Below are 17,618 nucleotides of genomic sequence, written 5' to 3'. Positions count from 1 at the left end.
GGTCACGATGAACCGACAACGGAGTCGGTCACGATGGGCCGAAATCCTCGGTCACGATACCGAAACCAGCGGTCACGTTGGTCCGAAATACCCATACTTCGTGCAGCACTGGTTCAACCTGGCTGATGAGGCCTGCGAGGAGGCTCTGCTGGACAGCACGGCGCTGCGCCGCTTTGTGGGCATCGATCTGGGGCGTGAACGTGTGCCTGACGGGACCACGCTGCTGAAGTTTCGCCGCCTGCTGGAGAAGCACAAGCTGGGCGAGGCCTTGTTTGCCAAGGTGGGGGAGGTACTGCAGGCGCGGGGCATGAAGGTGGGCACCGGCACCATCGTGGACGCCACCATCATCGGCGCACCCAGCTCGACCAAGAACGCTGACAAGCAGCGCGACCCCGAGATGCACCAGACCCGCAAAGGCCAGCAGTGGTACTTCGGCATGAAGATGCACATCGGCGTGGACAGTCGCACCGGGCTGGCGCACAGCGCCGTGGTCACGGCAGCCAACGTGCATGACAAACATCCATTGCCCGAGCTGTTGCACGGGAACGAGCAGCGTGTATACGGCGACAGCGCCTACGCCAGTCAGAGGGCGTTGATCGAATCGAAGGCGCCGCAGGCCAAGGACTTCACGAACCAGCGCGTGCGCAGGGGTGGCGAGATCGACGAGGCCGCACGCTCGAAGAATCACAACAAGTCCAAGATCCGCGCCCGGGTCGAACACGTCTTTGCCGTGGTCAAGCGGCTCTGGGGCTTTGCCAAGGTGCGCTACCGAGGCCTTGCCAAGAACGCCACACGCTCGTTCGTGGTGCTGGGTCTGGCCAACATCTACCTGGCGCGAAAGCGTTTCGCGGCATGAGTGCGCCTGTTGCACGCCAGAAGCGTGCGCGCGAGGGCTGTATGGCCCAGGAACGCGGTCAAATCACGCCACTTACCCGCGCCAGCGACCCCTTGCGCAGCGGGCCACTCAATTCGGCTACTTGTTCAGCGCAGCCTTAGATAAACGCAGCTGCTTAACTTGGAGAATGGTCGCGCTCAATCTTTTGCGGACACCACGCTCAGGATTGACTTGAAGTAATGGCATCCCCTGAGGCGTACCAATCGAGGAAGCGACGCTGAACACGCTCATGGGCGTTCGCCTCGCTCACACGAAGTTCGTAAGGTGCGTAGATATGCACATACAGTGTGTGCTGACGGGCGTACGACTCACCCCCACGAAGATGGTTGCGCCGGACATCGCGCCACTCCAGCGCGTGTGGATTTGCAATGAGAATGCGCACCCACGCCGGATCGACAACCCGACCCACCCAAGAATAGAGGGTGGTCAGTTCGCCTGCATCCATGCTGCGCAACTCGATGATGAGACGCTCGGTGGCGAGCATGTGGATACCGACGTCGATACGGTGCACGAGACCGACCTCGGGCGTGCATTTGGATATGCGTTTATGCAAGCATTTGGTGGTGAATTTTGGTTCAACGCACAGGGATGGTTTGGTCGCTACGGTTGTCATTTCGTGATCTCCTTTCATCCAAGCTCTCACGAAATCTTTCCCCGTCAAGTCCACAATATCCTCTTTTTGCAGATCCTATCGCTCAGATGTCGATGCCCAAAATGAGATGGGCATCGACACACACTGCACTGCCTCTGGCCCCCTGCCGCCGAGGACCTCAGCCCAACGGAAGCAACAGGCTCACTGGCTGGTTCTCATCGCTCCAGCGCCGGTCGTAGGCGGTGGTTGTCGTGATGCAGGCGTGCCCCAGGAAATGCCGCACTTCGTTGAGGTCAGCACGCTCACGCAAAGCGAGCGTGGCGGCTGCAACCCGCAGCGCATGCGCAGAAAACCGATCCCCCACCACTCCGATTTGCGCCAGATAGGGCTGCACAATGCGCTGGGCAACAGCACCGGCAGTGAGTCCAGCAGACTTGACTGCCGTGTCGGGCCTCCTCTGTCGCCGCGACTGCTGAGAAGCGTTGATCTGCAGATTTTGAGGATCCTCTGAGCCGCGCTCGAATACCGCGGTGGAAGGCTCGATGTTTGGGGGCGTGCTGGCGCGTCGCCCGGTGCCCTCTTTGTCATTCACTAACCTACCCTCCTCCTCAATATGGCGCCCTTGAGGGTTGACATCGCACCTGGCAACGGAGTGCCGGCCGACTGCCTTCATTCGCACGAACAGGCGCTCATCGCTTTGAAGCTGTGCCACCTCATCTCCAGGTAGTGCTGCACCCTTTCGCGCATGAGGGGTGCGGCGGCAATGAACCGCGTCTTGCCACCCTTGCCCAACACCCGCAGGTGCGCCACACCCGCGCGCTGACAATCAAAATCCCGCACGCGAAGGGTGACGACCTCCGCGCGGCGCAGGCCGCCCAAAAGCATGACGGCCAGGATCGCACGGTCTCGCACGCCCTTGAGCGTGTTCGCATCGGGCGCTTCCAGCAGGGCCTTGGCTTGCTCAAGCGACAGCGCCGGGGTCTTGCCCTCGTGAGTCTCCAGACGCGGTCTGCGCACGCCGCGGGCCGGGTTCGTGGGGATGAGCTGCTCATCGAGCAGATGCTCCATCAACGAGGAAAGAGCCGCGAGCTTGCGGCGTTGGGTGCTCGGCGACAGGCCCTGGGCCTGCAGGTGGTGGCGCCAGGCCAACACATGGGAGCGAGCGACCTGCAGCAATTCGGACTGGGTTTGCAGCCCAGAGAACGCGGCGAAATCGCGCACGTCAGCTGCGTAGGCGCGCCGGGTGCAGACACTGGCGAAGTTGGCGAGCCACTGAGTCTCGATGGCCATGAAGCCCAGTTGTGCGAAGCGTCTGGCTGCGCTGTCGCGCTCGGGATCGAGCACGGGATCGCTGTGGAGGCAGTGAATGCGAGAGGGAATGTGCCCTGGGACTTGGTCGTGTGAGTGCATCGATGGTGGGTGTCTCCCCTTGCCTGCACGGTGCAGAAAACTCTGGGGGTCCCTGTATCGATAACATGTGTTTTCGATACGTCAAGGGCAGGAGCCGACGCTTCGCTGCAGTTCTCGACTTCGTCGATTTAGGGCAGCGGTGCAGCCATTTGCCGTCCTTAGGTTGCCATGTTCTTATTCACGCTATCGGCTGCTTAACCGTCAACCGCTCGGAAGAACCTGTGATCCGCGAATGACCGGCGCGAAGGGCGCAGCAGTCATTCACGACGTTCAGGCTTGGACAGCGGATCAAGCCTTCAGATGTCCTCCTACGACTTCGAAGGCCAGTCAGCATGTCTGGCGAAAACACCTGTTCGTCCGAGCAGTATTGACGTCAAAGCGTTACTTGCGCCAGCTCGGCCAGTCCTGCGGCACTAGCGCGGGCGGGTTCATCCAAGGGTCTTCAACCAGCGCGTCCTGGAACCAGTCATCAGCGAAGTTGGCATGTTCGGTGACGATGAGCTGGAAGCCCGGTACCAGCTCCTTGGTGTAGTTCAGCAGCGTCTCGAACAGCTTCTTGGCAGCCTCGAGGTCGGCGTCCACACGCTTGACCTGTTCCGCATCCCCCGCCACCGATTCATAAATGGTCTGCGACGGAAAATAGACTTGGGTGGGCTGGTCCAGCATAAGGAAGCGAGGAATCGGGATACGGTTTTCCGAGGCGTAGTGGTGCAGGGCCAGAAGAGCAGAGATGTGATACGCCAGCCAGTTCGCGCCCCCACCTGTTCGAATCATGGGAACCGGATTTCCTGGACGTTGCACCACCACGGTCAGATTGCGCATGTCCAGACGGAAGGGAAACTCCGAGAAGAAGGCCTTGAACTCCTTCACCAACGTGGTCATGGTGCCGGAAATGTGGGTGATAACCGATTCCATACGCGCGTCTGCATCGTCGTCGGCGCCCGCGTTCTGGTTAACCTGGTCAAGCTTCGCCTGCAGCCGCTCGACCTTGAGCTTCAGCGTGCTGATGGCATTGCTTGGATTCAAGCTGTCCAGATAGAAGCTGACTCGGCCCTGAACCTTCAGTGCACGTGCGTTGGCGTCTTCCTGCGCTGCTGCCTTCTCATCGGTCAGGACAGCGACGTTGAGGTCGACCTCGACCTCGCGGATGGCGTCCTTCAGTTGGCTGGAGCGGTCGGTGAGCGCTGCCAGGTGCTCATCGAGGCGAGGGCGCGCGCCACCAACTTGCTCAAGCTCGCTGTCCAGGCTCGATAGCTCGGCCATAAGCGACTCAGCGATGCCATCCATGCGGGCGTCTTCCTCTTTCAGGAATGGCCACTGCCAGGCGCCATTCGATGCACGCGGCAGTGCATTGATAGACTCAAGGCGGGAGCGCTGCTCTTGGGCCTCGGTCTGGAAGTCGGACGCGCCTTTGACGTACCGCTGCGCGGATGAAATCTGGTCCAGGACTTGGCGGCGCTCTGCCCGCAGATTTGAACGACGAGCCTGGAGCTTCGCCATTTCACTCTCGGCCATGAGCGCTACCTGCCCGGGCCGCCAGTTAAGGACCTCTCGAAGGGACACGACCAGGTCGCTTTCGGCTCCATCCGTGCTTGGCCCGGCACGGCCTGGGGAGTTGCTGAAAGGGATGCCGACTGTCCGCGCCTCAGCCAGCAGGCCCAAGCCGCGCGTATCCAGGGCATCCTCCGTCTCTTGTGCCAGCTTCAGTTCTTTCTGAGCAATCTTCAGCTCTCGCTGCGTCGCACGTCGGTTCGCCTCAGTCTCCATGTCGCCGACGTTGGAGATGCCGAAGAGGACGGCAAAAGTGTCACGGATGGTCTGAGGGAGGTGCTCCTCTGCCTGCCGGTAGAACAGGAGCTCCTTGCTGGCCACCAAGCCTTGCTTCTGGAAGAGATAGAACGCCGTGTGCTTAACGTTGACGGAGTAGCCGGTGCGGCTGCTGCGCTCCGGAACCGGAGTCTTGGTCTCCGGGATGCCGAGCAGGGAAGAGAGCAGTTCGTGAACAAGCTCATCGCCACCGTTGTGCTTCAGGTCGTCGAATTCCGGCGTGCGAATCTGCCTCCCCCGCAAGACCATCGCGAGCGAGCACTGAACCTGACCCGGCTTGGGGTTTGGCTTGGCAGCGAACACCTGCTCGTTTGGAAACTGGAAGGTGACCGCGAACCACGACACCTTCTCGCGGATGAAGCCCTCCGCAATCTTGCACTCATCCCCGCCCATGCAGTACTCGACGATGTCCGACAGGGAAGATTTACCCGTCGAAGCTAGGCCGGTGATGATGTTGAGCCCATCGGGATTCAGGGTGAGGTTGCGCCTGCGGCCATCGTGGCTGTAGATGTGAATCGAAGCAATCTTCATGGGCGGATGGACAAGCTGGTGTAGACCGTCGCGCGGTCGTTAATCTGGGCGAAATTGCGACCGAGGACGATTGCGGCGGCGCGGCACCTCTCGGCGTCGTCGGTGTTCAACGGCTGAGGCGACATCCGTCTGGGGATGAGGCTGATGCAGCCGTCATCTCCCACCTTGATGCAGTCCTTGCTTGCGAGCAGTGCGAAGGCCTCTGTGGCGTACTGGACCAGCGCCCGCGCCCGCTCAGCGAAGTCGACCAGCAAGTCCGGGCGAAGCGCGAACACACGCAGGACGGAAAGCCGCTTGTTCTCCAGAATCTCCTCGCGCGAGGCTTGGTGCAGGCACATCGGCAGGACAATCAGCGTCAAGGAGTAGGGCATTGGCTTCCTCGCAATGCGTTCGTACTCGCGGATGGCTGCAGCCAAGACCACCGCGCAGAACGCCGGGTTGAAGAGGTTCCGCTCTTCAAAAGGTCGAGAGGACCAGTCCCTCATGCAGGCACCTTCGATGTGGCAGCCTTCAGGCGCATGAGGAACTGGGGATGCCAGTGCACACGGGGCATCGGTTTCTCGTCTGCGAGGATGTGGAAGCTGCCACGGCGAACAAAGTCCTCCGTGACGTCCTTGCGGATTTGCAGGCCCTTGGATTGGTTCTCGGCCCAGTCATACAGCTGGCGGCCCGCAGCTTGGAATTCGGCCTCGTTCTGTGGTGCCTTCATCATTGCCCAGCCTCTGGCGCGCTTCCATTCTTCGACCAGGCGCAGCTCGAACTTCCGAATCTCGCCGCCAACGAGGGCGTTGACTCGGGTCCAGTGCGCACGTTGGGCGAACGCGCGGTAGAAGTCCAGAATTGCCATCTCCAGGCTGTCGCTGGACATGCCAATCGCCCGCAGCTGCTCGACGAACTGCCGGGTGTCCTTCATCGCGTCGATTTCCTCATCAGGGTAAGCGTCGTCGAAGGTGATTGGCAGGCGCTCGTCGTAGTACTCGCTGTTGACCTGCGCAAACTTCGCCCAGACCTCAGCGCCGGTGATGGGCTTGCGCTCACCCTGGATGAGCTCGATGGCTTCCCTGAGCCACCACCCTTCCATGCGTTCGCGGACATCAATGCGGAACTTCGCTGCTACCGACCGCAGGAGCGGGGCGAAGGCGGTGTCGAGCTCCTTGATGCGCAGCGAACTGTCGGCAATCACGATGCGGGCCAGAAAGTCGTCCTGTTGGGTCGCGGTCAGGGAGCTGAACGTGGTCTCAATCTGCGCACTCAGCGCGGCCTTCGAGCCCTTGAGTTCAGTGACGAGCTGGATGGCGAAGCCCGCTGGCTTTGCATCGGCACCGTCGAGGAAATACCGAAGCAGCGAAGTGGGACCGACGCGCGCCGTCGTCGCCATGCAGTACGAGTGGTCGCAGGCGAGGTTGCCGTCCCGGATGTACCGGTCGAGCCAGATGCGGACGGACTTCCAGAAGTCGGTCGACAGCGTGCCCACGGTCTCACCGACCTGCTTGTGCTTCAGCGATATCAGCGTTTTCTTGCCGTCGACGTCGCGCAGTTCGACGTCGTCGTCGGCCTCGATGAGCAGTGCTTGGCTCTCGTCCTGCTTCATCAGGTGCGCGAGCGCAAAGCGAATCTGATAGACGTAGCCGAGCCCCTGCTCGCCGGCTGCGTACTTGTCCGTGTGTGTTGCCACTGGTCCTCCCTTGCTTGCCCGCGACCAATCACGGGTCAGATGCCCATGTCCTGGGTCTTCAGGTTCCTGCCGCTACAGGAATCATATCCATCGACTGGAGCGTTCGTTCGTGCCGGTACGCTGTTTGATCCGCGGTCCAGCGCCTGGAGCCAAGAGTGAAGTCGTCGGTCAGAACCACCGGCGTCCACTGACCGATGTTTATGTTCGCCGCCGATTCTGTCCGCGGCTCTGAATGACTCAATCAGTCTGAAGCCGCGACCCGGCTAGTAAGGACGCCGCGGAAGCGCCACCCGATAGCGGGAGGCAGCGCAACCTCTAGCGCCTTCACACCGATTTGGCACTTTAGTGACAGTGATAAGGCTGAGAGCCGGCGTGACAACCGTTCCTATCAGTGCCGCCTGAGTGTGCATGAGCAAACGAGACTGTCGCCAATGCCACCAAGAACAAAGCAATTCCTCTCCTCATATCCGTTCTCCTTTTCGGGTTGAAGCAAATCAGAATCTTCTCGTGCCACCAGCGTAGCTAGAACAGCAAGTCGAGAAGCCACGCACTCACACAGTGCGCCATGTCAAATCTAAGGGCTCGACGCCCTGGCAATATCCTCTATATGTGGGAGCAATGACCACTACCGTGAGAAAGTTGCAGTTTCCCTAGATGGAAGAATGCGGCAGCCTAGCTGACACGGCGCCCGCGACGACGCGAGCTACCTAGTTGTCGTAGCGACGAACGACTGCGTAGCCGCTGTTCCACCCTGGTCGCCCTGGGCGAAGTTCAGGGCTATCCAGCCATTAGGCTCGACGGCTCTTGAACTTCGCGTGGTCGCTCAACGTTTCTACAATCGTGTTGCGCACTTTGCGCATTTTCATCACTCGAAAGTAGATAAATCCATGGCAACTGCAAAGAAGACCACGGCTGCGAAGAAGGCAGCACCCGTCGCGAAAAAGGCTGTCGCAGCCCCCAAGGCCGCTGTGGCCAAGAAGCCGGCCGCGAGCCTGGCGCTCCTGAGGCCGATCAAGACCGCCTTCAACAAGACTACGCTGCAAGCTCACCTGGCTGAAGTCGCCGGCGTCGATCCGAAGGCCGCCAAAGCGGTCCTGGCAGCACTGGAAGCCACGATCGTTGCCTCCATGAGCAAGAAGGGCCTGGGCGAGTTCACGCTGCCAGGTCTGCTCAAGATCACCGCGCAGGCGATTCCGGCGAAGAAGAAGCGCCGCGGCATCGACCCCTTCACCAAGGTCGAGCGCGAATTCGCAGCCAAGCCCGCCACCGTGCGCGTGAAGGTCCGCCCCCTGAAGAAGATCAAGGACGCCTCCCTCTAAGGTGTCCCGGGCGCTTGGCCGCAAGCTGAGCGCCCAGTTCAGCAGCGCTGTATCTGGGGGCAAGCCACGAAGAGCCCCACTAAGCCAATCCTGCGCACTCCAAGAAGCTCGTGCTCACGCTGGTCGAACGCCCGTTCCAGACGGCAGTCTCTCGTCGGGGGACGATCGAACGCTCCCGCTCATGCCGGAAGCTGACATTCGCTCAGCATCGCAGACAATGCCTAGATGAGCCGCCAATCCATTTTCATCAGCCATGCCACGCCTGAGGACAATGGCTTTGTGAGTTGGCTTGGCGCTCGCTTGGAGCTTTCGGGATTCTCCGTCTGGCACGATCTCGGCCGCCTCAAGGGCGGCGACTACTTCTGGGACAAGATTGAACGGGCCATCCGGAATGAGTCCTACCGCTTCTTGGCCGTGGTCTCCACGGTCGCGGTGGACAAGCAAGGCGTTAAGGACGAATGGGCGCTGGCTCAGACCATTGAGAAGTCGATGCCGGGCTTCGTGATCCCGCTGCGCTTAGACAAGTACGATTTCTCGCTGCTGCCCATCGGGATCCACCGCAAGAACGTGATCGACTTCGCCAACGGATGGCACGCGGGCTTGGCCGACCTGCTCGACACGTTGACCGAGGCCAATGCGCCCAAGGTGGCGGCCCCCGATCCGCGCTCCGCCAGGCACTGGCTCGCCGAAGTGAAGGAGGGCGCGATATTGCGCACCGAGTCTAAGGAATCGCTGGACTCGACATGGCTCAGCGTTGTCTCGCTGCCACCGATCGAGACCGCCCGCATCTTGGGAAGCGAGCGAGAGATCAAGGTCACTGACCTCAACCGCGGCATCCCTTGGTTCGAGCATGAGGACCGCATCGTCGGCTTCGCCAAGGCGGCCGACCTCGTCTCCAACATGTCCAAGTCGGTCATGCTCAAGGCCTCCGCTGGCGTGGACTCGACCATGTTCATTCAAAGCGGCGCCACTTTCGGCGACAAGTACGTCGATGCGCGTGAGGCCCGCAAGCGCGTCGCCAACCTCGTGCGGCAGGCCTGGGAGCTCGCTATGGAGGCCAAGGGCCTCGGCGTCTTTGAGCAAGCTGGCGGGCGCAAGGTCTTCTATGTCACGCCCGAGCTCACCAAGGGTCGCGGCGAGAAGGTCGCATTCATTGACGTCGATGGCCGGAAGCGCCGTAAAGGGCTCAATGGCCGCAGCGAGAAGAAGAAGGCCAATTGGTGCTACGCAGTGGGCATGGTGCCCCAGTTCGACGAGCCGTGGCGGATCGAGCTGCGCGCCACAATCGTCTTCACCGATGAAGAAGGCAAGCCGTTCGACGTGCCAGCAAAGGCGCACCGCCTGAGAATGAGCTTTTGCCGCAGTTGGTGGAATGACCGCTGGCGCGGCTTCCTGCGTGCCTTCCTCGCCGTAGTCGCAGACGGTGCTACAGAGATCCAGCTGCCAGTGGGCTCGGGCCGCGAGGTCGTTGTGTCTGCCACGCCGATCATGTTCAGTTCGCCCGTGGGCCTCTCCGACTTGGCGCCATCCATCGACGACGATCCTGTCGATGAGCCCGACGACGAATTGGGCGAGGTCGATGACTTCGACGCCGACGACGTTCCGGCATGACCCTCGAACTCAATCTGATCGAGATCGCTGAGCCCGAGCTGCTTTTCGGCTATGGGCAGTCCATGGAGCATCCCAAGGACGGCCTGCTGCTGTATGGCCCAAAGGAGAGCCCTCAGGCGGGGTCGAAGCTGCGCATCGGCGTGGTCTCCACAAAGGAGGGCCTGCGCCGGTACTCGGCGTGCGTAGCGCGCTTGGCCAAGCCCATCGCACCGGCGCTGGCTGACAACCCCAACCACACCATGTTTCCGGGCTTCCAAGCCCTGTTCGGCGTGGAGTGGCCCACTCAGCCCGCGACATGGCTGGAAATCGACGCTGCCGCGCTTGCCAATGCGATCCGCATCTCAGATCGCCACCAGGCGATCCACAAGGCCGTCTCTCTCTATTCCGATGCGATCGCCAACCACTTGCGCGACGGCAGCGAATCGACCATCGATCTGTGGATGGCCGTCGTGCCCGAGGATGTCCACAAGTATTGCCGCCCGCAGTCCAAAGTCGAGGCCAGCCAGAAGCAGCGCTCCGGCGTGCTGATGGACAAGGCGGCGGCGACCCGGCTGCTCAAGGCTCCGGGCCTGTTCGAGGAAGACAACGCGTCGGCCGAGATTTACCTCTACGAGCTCGACTTCCACAATCAGCTCAAAGCCCGGCTGTTGGAGCACAAGGCGGCGGTGCAAGTGGTCCGCGAGACCACGCTCGCACCCGAAGAATTCGTCCGCGAGAACGGCATGCCTGGCCGTGGCCTTCAAGACCCTGCGACCCTTGCGTGGAATCTCGCCACGACCTGCTTCTTCAAGTCCGGCGGCAAGCCTTGGCAGCTTGCGGCATCGCGCCCGGGCGTCTGCTATGTCGGCATCGTCTTCAAGAAGGATTCGTCTTCGGCCGAGCCGGGCAACGCCTGCTGCGGCGCCCAGATGTTCCTCGACTCCGGCGACGGCGTCGTGTTTCGCGGAGCGGTCGGCCCATGGCTCACCTCGACCAAGGACGACTTTCACCTCCCCAAGGAGAAGGCCAAATCCCTGATGGCGATGGTCGTGGACTCATATCGCAAGAACCATCGCGGTGAGGCCCCCAAGGAGCTCTTCATCCACGGTAAGACGCGTTTCTCGGCCGAGGAGTGGGAGGGCTTCAAGGAAACCGTGCCTCCCGAGACCAATGTGGTGTGCGTACGTATCCGCCAGGACGCGGGCCTGAAGCTCTACCGGCACGGCACGATAAACATCGCCCGAGGTGTGGGCTGGGTTAGATCGCGGTGGATGGCGTATCTCTGGACCAAAGGCTTCGTGCCGAGGTTGCAGACCTATGCCGGCCGCGAGGTGCCCAACCCGCTGTCGATCGAGATTTGCCGAGGGGTGGCGGACATCAAGCAGGTCATGGCGGACGTGCTCGCCCTGACCAAGCTCAATTACAACGCGTGCATCTTCGGAGACGGCGTACCGGTGACACTACGCTTCGCCGATGCGGTCGGTGAAATCTTGACGGCTGCGCCTCGGAAGAACGAGCTGCCTCCACTCCCGTTTCGCTACTACATCTGACTCGATACCCGAAGGGAATAACACGGCTTGGCTTCAGAGGGTGACTGACAGCAAGCTCTGCACAGTCGTAGTTCGGTGCTCGACAGGCGCCTTCAGACTGGTCTCGGACATTCGCTATTAAGTGATTGAGAACATGTGAGTCACTCATCCCCCTTGTGCATGCAGCAGTTCGAGCGTCAGCAATTCGTCGAAAACCGGACCTACCTTGCCCGAGCGGGCTGGGGGCTACGGTAGTCAATGGTCGAGCTCGCACCCGCCAAAACCCATCCAAGTTGCCCTTGGATGAGTCACTCCCGCTCCAGCTCCAAGTAGACGCGGCTCGCGTTACCCGGGTGCAAGTCGGCTGCGTTGAGCAGATTCGCAAACGGCGCCATGTCAAAACTTCGCGCAGCAGCACCAATGTCATCTCCGCGCTCCACCGCCGGTTTGAGGTGGGCGCGCAGTCGAACGAGGTAGTCACGCGTCTGAGCTCGTGCCGTGGCCAAGTCCGTGACCTTGCCGTGTCCCGGCACGATGTGCGTCGGGTTGAGAGCTTCCATTTCATCGATCGCCAAGAGCCACTGACGGGTGTTGCTGACAGGGAGCACTGCGAGCATGCGATCTACGTAGACGATGTCACCCGTGAACAGCACGTTTGTCTTTGGAAGCCACACCATCATGTCTCCGGGTGTGTGTCCGCCGCCGCGATGGCGCAACTCAAATCGGACGCCGCCCAGATCAAGCTGCGCGTCGGGGGTGGCGATGAGCCGGGTCGGGTAGACAGCTTGGGTACCCTCGAATCGGGGCCCGAGCATGCCTTTGAGTGCCTGCATCTGGTCACCCGCCCGGGCCCGCATATCCGGTACGGCGCTGGCGTGCGCGATAAGTTCCGCCCCCTGCGCTTGGAAGTAACTGTTACCCAACCAGCGGTGATCCTGGCCGCCCGTGTTGATCACCCAGCGGATGGGCTGGTCTGTGACGCGCCGCGCGGCCTGGTCAATATCGCGGGCACTCAGGTGGGTCGCCCCACTGTCAATCAGCACCGTACCGCGTGGTGTGAGCACCAAGCCAATGTTGGCGTTCAACGCTTCGTTATCGCGTGTGCGGGCCCCCAGGTCGCCAACATGGGCATAGACGCCTTCGGTCACCTTTTGGAACTGGACTTCAACCGCACCGGAGGCAGTGTGCAGGAACGCGATCAACAGCGCGGCAAGGATTTTTGGCATGGGGTGGTGTTCAAGGCGACGAGGGATGGCAAGCGATGGCCGTGAGAGTGTGACCCAGTCAAGGCCGTTGGCCCCTGGGCTCCACGGGCATGCCGGCATTGCTCCAGCCGTCGATACCACCAATCAGGTAGCGCGCGTCCACGCCGATGGCGCGCAGGCGCAATGCGGTGGCACGACTGACCTCGTGACCGTAAACGCAGTAGACAGTGACAGGGCGGTCATGTGGCAGATCGGTCGCCCACTGCGCCACATCAGCGGGGTCGCGCCAGGCGGCGCCCGGCAGTTGCGTTGTGGCTTTTTCGAAGACACCCGCGCGCCGCACGTCCAGCACCAGGCTGTTTGCGATGTCGCCCTGCTCAGCACCAAAGCCTTCGCTGGCCGCGTGCACCGCGGTTTTGTAGCGCGCGTAGACGCCCGCCCAGTCGATCGCCGCCAGGCATGCATCGACATACGCAGCGGCGTTGGCGCCAAAGTCCAGGTGGTAGGCGTGTTCGTACATGTCCAGCGCCAGCAGCGGTGTGCCGCCGGCCAGCGCATGGGTGTGGTCGGCCGACCACTGATTGACCAGCGTTCCCTCGCGCGGGTTGAACACCAGCAGCATCCAGCCCGAGCCGCCCCCCAGTGCCTTGGCGCAGGCGCCGAACTGCTCACGCCAGCGTTCCAGACCTCCGAAATTGGCATCCAGCGCCAGCCGCATCGCGGGCTCCATCGTCTGGCCGTCACCGCCCAGGCTGGCGAAATACAGCTCGTGCAGCAGCATCGAGTTGGTGGCGATCAGCTCTTCGCGCTTGAGGCCGTTGAGCAAAAAACCCGGCGTGCTGGCAAAAGGGGTGGCCGCCAGCTGGGCGCGAATGGCGTTCAGGCGTTTGACCGCACCGCCGTAGTTGTTCTGGTGGTGGCTGCTCATCAGCCGTTCAGAAAGACCGGATATGGCACCCGGTGCGTAGGGAAGGGGCAAGGCTTGCAGGTTCATGTTTGACTCCTCAGCGCAGCAGCGTGAAGGCCAGCCCGGCGGCTGCGCAGACGCCGAGCAATGGCAGAACACCGGTCTTGAAGCGGAACAGCGCTACCGCGGCTGCCACCGTGATCGCGGCCGACACGGCGTCGAAGGCACCCTCAAAGCCTTGCGGCCACCAGACGTGGTATGCGAAGAACAGCGCGAGGTTGAGGATGACGCCGACCACCGCCGCCGTGATGGCCGAGAGCGGCGCGGTGAAGCCCAGCTTGCCGTGCGTGGCCTCCACCAGCGGGCCGCCAGCGAGGATGAACACGAAGGAAGGCAGGAAGGTGAAGAAGGTGACCACCGTGGCCGCCAGTGCCGCGCCGGCGAACAACGCGTCCGGCCCCAGCACGGCCTGGTTCCAGCCCCCCACGAAGCCGACAAACGCCACCACCATGATGAGCGGACCGGGTGTGGTTTCGCCCAGCGCCAGGCCGTCGATCATCTGCGGACCGCTGAGCCACTGGAAGGTCTCCACCGCACCCTGGTACACGTAGGGCAACACCGCGTAGGCGCCACCGAAGGTCAGCAGCGCGGCCTTGGTGAAGAACCAGCCCATCTGCGTCAGGGTGGCGTCCCAGCCCTGCCAGACCAGCAGGGCGCCCATGCCCAGCAGCCAGAGCACCAGGCCCACGGCCAGCACGCGCACCAGCCGACCGTAGTTGAACTGTGCGTGATCCGGTGTGGGGGTGTCGTCGTCGATCAACGCCGGGCCGTACCCTTTGATGGGCCCGCCGTGCCCACCGCCCAATGCAAACACCATGGGCCAGCGTTTGGACCCCAGCCAGCCGATCAACCCGGCCGCCGCAACGATGGCAGGAAACGGTGTGTCGAACGCGAAGATCGCCACAAACGACGCGGCTGCAATGCCCCACATCCAGCGGTTCTTGAGCGCTCGCGTGCCGATGCGGTGAGCGGCATGCAGCACCAGCGCGGTGACCGCAGGCTTGATGCCGTAGAACAGACCCGCCACCACGGGTACGTCTCCAAAGACCAAGTAGATCCAGGACAGTGCGATCAGGATGAACAGCGAGGGAAGCACGAACAAGGCACCCGCAACGATGCCGCCCCAGCTGCGGTGCATCAACCATCCGATGTAGGTGGCCAGCTGCTGGGCCTCGGGTCCGGGCAGCAGCATGCAGTAGTTGAGCGCGTGCAGAAAACGGTTCTCGCTGATCCAGCGCCGACGCTCCACCAGCTCGGTGTGCATGATCGCGATCTGCCCGGCCGGACCGCCGAAGCTGATGCAGCCGAGCTTGAGCCAGAAGCGCAGGGCCTCGGTGAAAGAGACAGGGTCGGGCCGGTTCATGGTCGTGTTGGTAGGCTGGTGTTGCCGGGGTTGGCGAACAGGGCGTCGAACACGGCGCAGGCCGCGTCCAGCAGGGTGTTGTCGTCGGCGTGCAGCTCTCGAAGACCGGCCAGCACGGCTTCCAGACCACCGGCCTCGGGTGCAGGAATACCGCCTGCGTCCAGGTAGTGAACGACCGCGCCCAGGCGACTCAGCCTGGTGTCTTGCTCCAACCCAAAGCTGGCCAGCAGCACCTCGAACGTGACGCGCGTGCCCACATGGGTGAAGCGCGCGCCGTCGAAATCGAAGCCCAACGCGCCGCGCGGGACGGAAGCAACGTCCCGCAGCCAGACGAACTGGGCCTGCGGGTCAATGAAGCGGCGGATCAGCCAAGCGCTGGCCAGTCGGTCCACCCACGGGCGGGCGCGAGTCGCCCAACGTTTGCCCCGGAACTTGCGCGCATCCAGTCGGGCGATGCCATGGTCGGCCTTTGCACGGGGTTCGTTGTGCGAGAAGCGCGTGTCCAGCGCGGCTCGCGCATCGGCCAGGGCCGCGTCGGCTTGCAGCGTGGCCTCGCCGGGATAGTGATCGATGGCCTGAATGTCGCGCAGCGCCTGCTCGATGCCGCGCCACTGACGGCGTGCCTCGGTCTCTGCGGTTGCGGGCAGCGCGGTCAGCCAGCCGTCCAGGGTGTTGCGCCACTGCTCGTAGGCAGCACTGCGGTCGAAAAGGGCGAGAACCTCGTCGCGCTGGACTTCGTCGCTGGGTGTGAGCCACATGACCTGGGCTGATCCGCCATGCTGGCGAACCTCATCGACTATGGGCTGAAAGCTATCCTGCCGGTCCCGCGGCAGCAGGTAGGCGCCGTCCCGCAGCAGCGGACAACCCAGCGCCTTGAGCGAGCGCCAGACGCGCAGCCGCACGGCGGTGGGCTGGGTGGGCAAAGTGAGAAAAAGAATGGACCACATGCTTTGAAATGTAGCCTACAAATCATGAAACAACCATTTCAAACACTGATGCAATGGTTATGCCGAGTGAGGGGCGCTACCTCGCAAGGCCGCCTTGGCTAGACGTACGCTCATTCGGAACATCCAGCCACGTCTTCATCCCAGCCGCGTGGCCGACAAACCCAACGCGTGAAGTGAGGGGGAGACCGCGCTAGAGCGCTGATGCACAACTCACCGCGGGCCGAGGGCGGGTGATCAGGTGTGCGCGCTCGGCCAATGTGGATGCTGGTCATCCACCACAAAAGCGTGCGCATGGCGCACCGGACTGCCGCTGGCGACAGTCCCCTGCGTGTGAGCGTGTCCGGCCGGCAGGTCCGGGTGCTCGTGCTCGATCACCTCAGGGTCTTGCGCCGGCCAGACCTTTGACGCCACCCAGATGGCCGATGCGCCCGAAATGCCCAACACCACAAACGTCGCCGACATGCCGAAACGGGTACCGAGCCAACCGGCCAGGGGATAGAACACCAACCAGCAGGCGTGTGACAGCGCGAACTGCGCAGCGAACAAAGCAGGCCTGTCCTCGGCATGCGCAGACCGCCGAAGCAAGCGCCCGGAAGGCGTCTGGGCGGTGGAGTAGCCCAGTCCGAGCACGAACCACAAGACCATCAACGAAGCCTGTCCGACCACGAAGGCACCCGCGAACAGACCTATGACCATCAGACCGATGCCCCCCAGCATCGCGGTGCGATCGGGCAGCTTCTCCAGCAGCCGAGGCAAGGCGAGCGCGGCCACCATGGAGCCTGCGCCGAAACTGGCCAGGGCCAGTGCGACGGCACTCTGGCTCAGTCCCATGCCGGCTTGCACGATGACCACCGTGTTCACAAACACCATGGAGCCCGCCGCCGCCACGGCCGCGCTGATCGCCAGTAGCCCACGCAGGCGAGGCGTGGCGAGATAGATGCGAAGCCCGCGCGTGGTGCGCTCGTAAATGCCGCGGCGCTTCGGCGCAGGATGCGCGGGCAACACCACAGAGACCACCAGCGCAGCCGAGGCCAGGAAGCCCACCACCGTGCCGGCAAACAGATCGTGAAACCCGATCACCGTGAGCAGGGCGGCCGCCAGCATCGGGCTGACCAGGCTCTCCATGTCGTAGGCCAGGCGCGAGAGCGACAGGGCTTTGGTGTAGTCCTTCTCCAGCGGCAACACATCTGGGATGGTCGCCTGGAAGGTGGGTGTGAACGCGGCCGAGGCCGCCTGCAGCACAAAAATCAACACGTACACCTCCCAGATCTGGGAGACAAACGGCAACAGCAGCGCCACCGCCGCACGCACGAGGTCCAGCGTGACCAGCAGGGTGCGCCGGGGCAGGCGATCGGCAAACGCGGCAGCCACCGGCGCCACACCCACGTACGCGATCATCTTGATGGCTAGGGCCGTGCCCAGCACCATGCCCGCGTTGTCGCCAGCCAGTTCGAAGGCCAGCAGGCCCAGGGCCACGGTGGCCAGACCGGTGCCGATCAAGGCGATCACCTGCGCGGCAAAGAGGTGGCGGTAGGTGCGGTGGGAGAGGATGTCCAGCATGTCTGTTGTTCTCGTTGTCCATGCGCTCGGGGGCATGGACGCGACGGGCTCAGAGGTAGCGCGTGATTTCCCTGAACTCGTCCAGCGAATGGCGTTGCCCCGATTTCAGGGGCCCCACCAGGTCTTCGAGACAGTGATCCAGGTGGTCCTGGATCAAGGCCTTCTTGGCTTGCTGGATGGCCTTCTCCACCGCCTGCAATTGCTGCGC

At 62.6% G+C, this 17,618-nt stretch carries 16 protein-coding genes; 4 read left to right on the top strand and 12 right to left on the bottom strand.

The genetic code is table 11. The features are described 5' to 3' along the window. Window positions 1-856 (top strand): IS5 family transposase (locus J2X09_RS26345; RefSeq protein WP_310309857.1); only part of this gene is annotated, 856 nt, incomplete at its 5' end. Between the two features lie 199 nt (window positions 857-1,055). On the opposite strand, the gene J2X09_RS26340 is transcribed toward J2X09_RS26345, so the two are convergent. The 6 genes from J2X09_RS26340 to J2X09_RS26315 all read right to left on the bottom strand — a co-directional run bounded on the left by J2X09_RS26340 (window position 1,056) and on the right by J2X09_RS26315 (window position 6,930). Next, entirely contained in the window at window positions 1,056-1,508 is a 453-nt protein-coding gene (locus J2X09_RS26340) for a hypothetical protein (RefSeq protein ID WP_204735891.1), read from the bottom strand. A 157-nt stretch (window positions 1,509-1,665) separates the two neighbouring features. Then, window positions 1,666-2,079: a tyrosine-type recombinase/integrase gene (locus J2X09_RS26335; protein ID WP_204735892.1), complete on the bottom strand. Its 414-nt coding sequence runs from the start codon at window positions 2,077-2,079 to the stop codon at window positions 1,666-1,668. Window positions 2,080-2,156: 77 nt separating this feature from the next. Further along, entirely contained in the window at window positions 2,157-2,831 is a 675-nt protein-coding gene (locus J2X09_RS26330) for a tyrosine-type recombinase/integrase (protein ID WP_310309854.1), read from the bottom strand. Between the two features lie 447 nt (window positions 2,832-3,278). Further along, window positions 3,279-5,255, bottom strand: coding sequence for a DUF3732 domain-containing protein (locus J2X09_RS26325; protein ID WP_204735894.1), 1,977 nt, complete (start codon window positions 5,253-5,255; stop codon window positions 3,279-3,281). Further along, window positions 5,252-5,740: a three component ABC system middle component gene (locus J2X09_RS26320; protein ID WP_204735895.1), complete on the bottom strand. Its 489-nt coding sequence runs from the start codon at window positions 5,738-5,740 to the stop codon at window positions 5,252-5,254. The genes J2X09_RS26325 and J2X09_RS26320 overlap by 4 nt, the downstream gene beginning before the upstream one ends. Further along, entirely contained in the window at window positions 5,737-6,930 is a 1,194-nt protein-coding gene (locus J2X09_RS26315; RefSeq protein WP_204735896.1) for an ABC-three component system protein, read from the bottom strand. The genes J2X09_RS26320 and J2X09_RS26315 overlap by 4 nt, the downstream gene beginning before the upstream one ends. An 887-nt stretch (window positions 6,931-7,817) precedes the next feature. On the opposite strand from J2X09_RS26315, the gene J2X09_RS26310 reads away from it, so the two are divergent. The 3 genes from J2X09_RS26310 (at window position 7,818) to J2X09_RS26300 (ending at window position 11,389) form a co-directional block, all read left to right on the top strand. Continuing rightward, on the top strand, window positions 7,818-8,249 hold the full coding sequence (locus tag J2X09_RS26310; RefSeq protein WP_204735904.1) for an HU family DNA-binding protein: 432 nt from the start codon (window positions 7,818-7,820) through the stop codon (window positions 8,247-8,249). A gap of 225 nt (window positions 8,250-8,474) precedes the next feature. Continuing rightward, window positions 8,475-9,860, top strand: a complete 1,386-nt coding sequence (locus J2X09_RS26305) for a toll/interleukin-1 receptor domain-containing protein (protein ID WP_204735897.1) — start codon at window positions 8,475-8,477, stop codon at window positions 9,858-9,860. Continuing rightward, complete coding sequence (locus J2X09_RS26300; protein ID WP_204735898.1) at window positions 9,857-11,389, top strand: argonaute/piwi family protein; 1,533 nt, start codon at window positions 9,857-9,859, stop codon at window positions 11,387-11,389. Before J2X09_RS26305 ends, J2X09_RS26300 begins: the two co-directional genes overlap by 4 nt. A 287-nt stretch (window positions 11,390-11,676) precedes the next feature. Here the strand turns inward: J2X09_RS26300 and J2X09_RS26295 are convergent, their stop codons facing one another. From J2X09_RS26295 to J2X09_RS26270, 6 genes are all read right to left on the bottom strand, one after another. Next, on the bottom strand, window positions 11,677-12,594 hold the full coding sequence (locus J2X09_RS26295) for an MBL fold metallo-hydrolase (protein WP_204735899.1): 918 nt from the start codon (window positions 12,592-12,594) through the stop codon (window positions 11,677-11,679). 58 nt (window positions 12,595-12,652) lie between these two features. Continuing rightward, on the bottom strand, window positions 12,653-13,567 hold the full coding sequence (locus J2X09_RS26290) for a Fe-Mn family superoxide dismutase (protein WP_204735900.1): 915 nt from the start codon (window positions 13,565-13,567) through the stop codon (window positions 12,653-12,655). Between the two features lie 10 nt (window positions 13,568-13,577). Next, window positions 13,578-14,903 (bottom strand): chromate efflux transporter, encoded by a 1,326-nt coding sequence (gene chrA, locus J2X09_RS26285; protein ID WP_204735901.1) that lies wholly within the window; start codon window positions 14,901-14,903, stop codon window positions 13,578-13,580. Further along, a complete protein-coding gene (locus tag J2X09_RS26280) occupies window positions 14,900-15,850 on the bottom strand; it encodes a chromate resistance protein ChrB domain-containing protein (RefSeq protein WP_204735902.1) in 951 nt (316 codons plus the stop codon). The genes chrA and J2X09_RS26280 overlap by 4 nt, the downstream gene beginning before the upstream one ends. Before the next feature lie 234 nt (window positions 15,851-16,084). After that, on the bottom strand, window positions 16,085-17,410 hold the full coding sequence (locus tag J2X09_RS26275; RefSeq protein ID WP_204735903.1) for an MFS transporter: 1,326 nt from the start codon (window positions 17,408-17,410) through the stop codon (window positions 16,085-16,087). 49 nt (window positions 17,411-17,459) lie between these two features. After that, on the bottom strand, window positions 17,460-17,609 hold the full coding sequence (locus tag J2X09_RS26270) for a metal-sensing transcriptional repressor (protein ID WP_310309838.1): 150 nt from the start codon (window positions 17,607-17,609) through the stop codon (window positions 17,460-17,462). Window positions 17,610-17,618 lie beyond the last annotated feature (9 nt).

Origin of the sequence: Hydrogenophaga laconesensis, assembly GCF_031457235.1 — a bacterium.
Lineage (GTDB): Bacteria > Pseudomonadota > Gammaproteobacteria > Burkholderiales > Burkholderiaceae_C > Hydrogenophaga > Hydrogenophaga laconesensis.
Note: the sequence above shows the minus strand (reverse complement) of the source record. Positions and strands in the feature narration are given on the sequence as shown.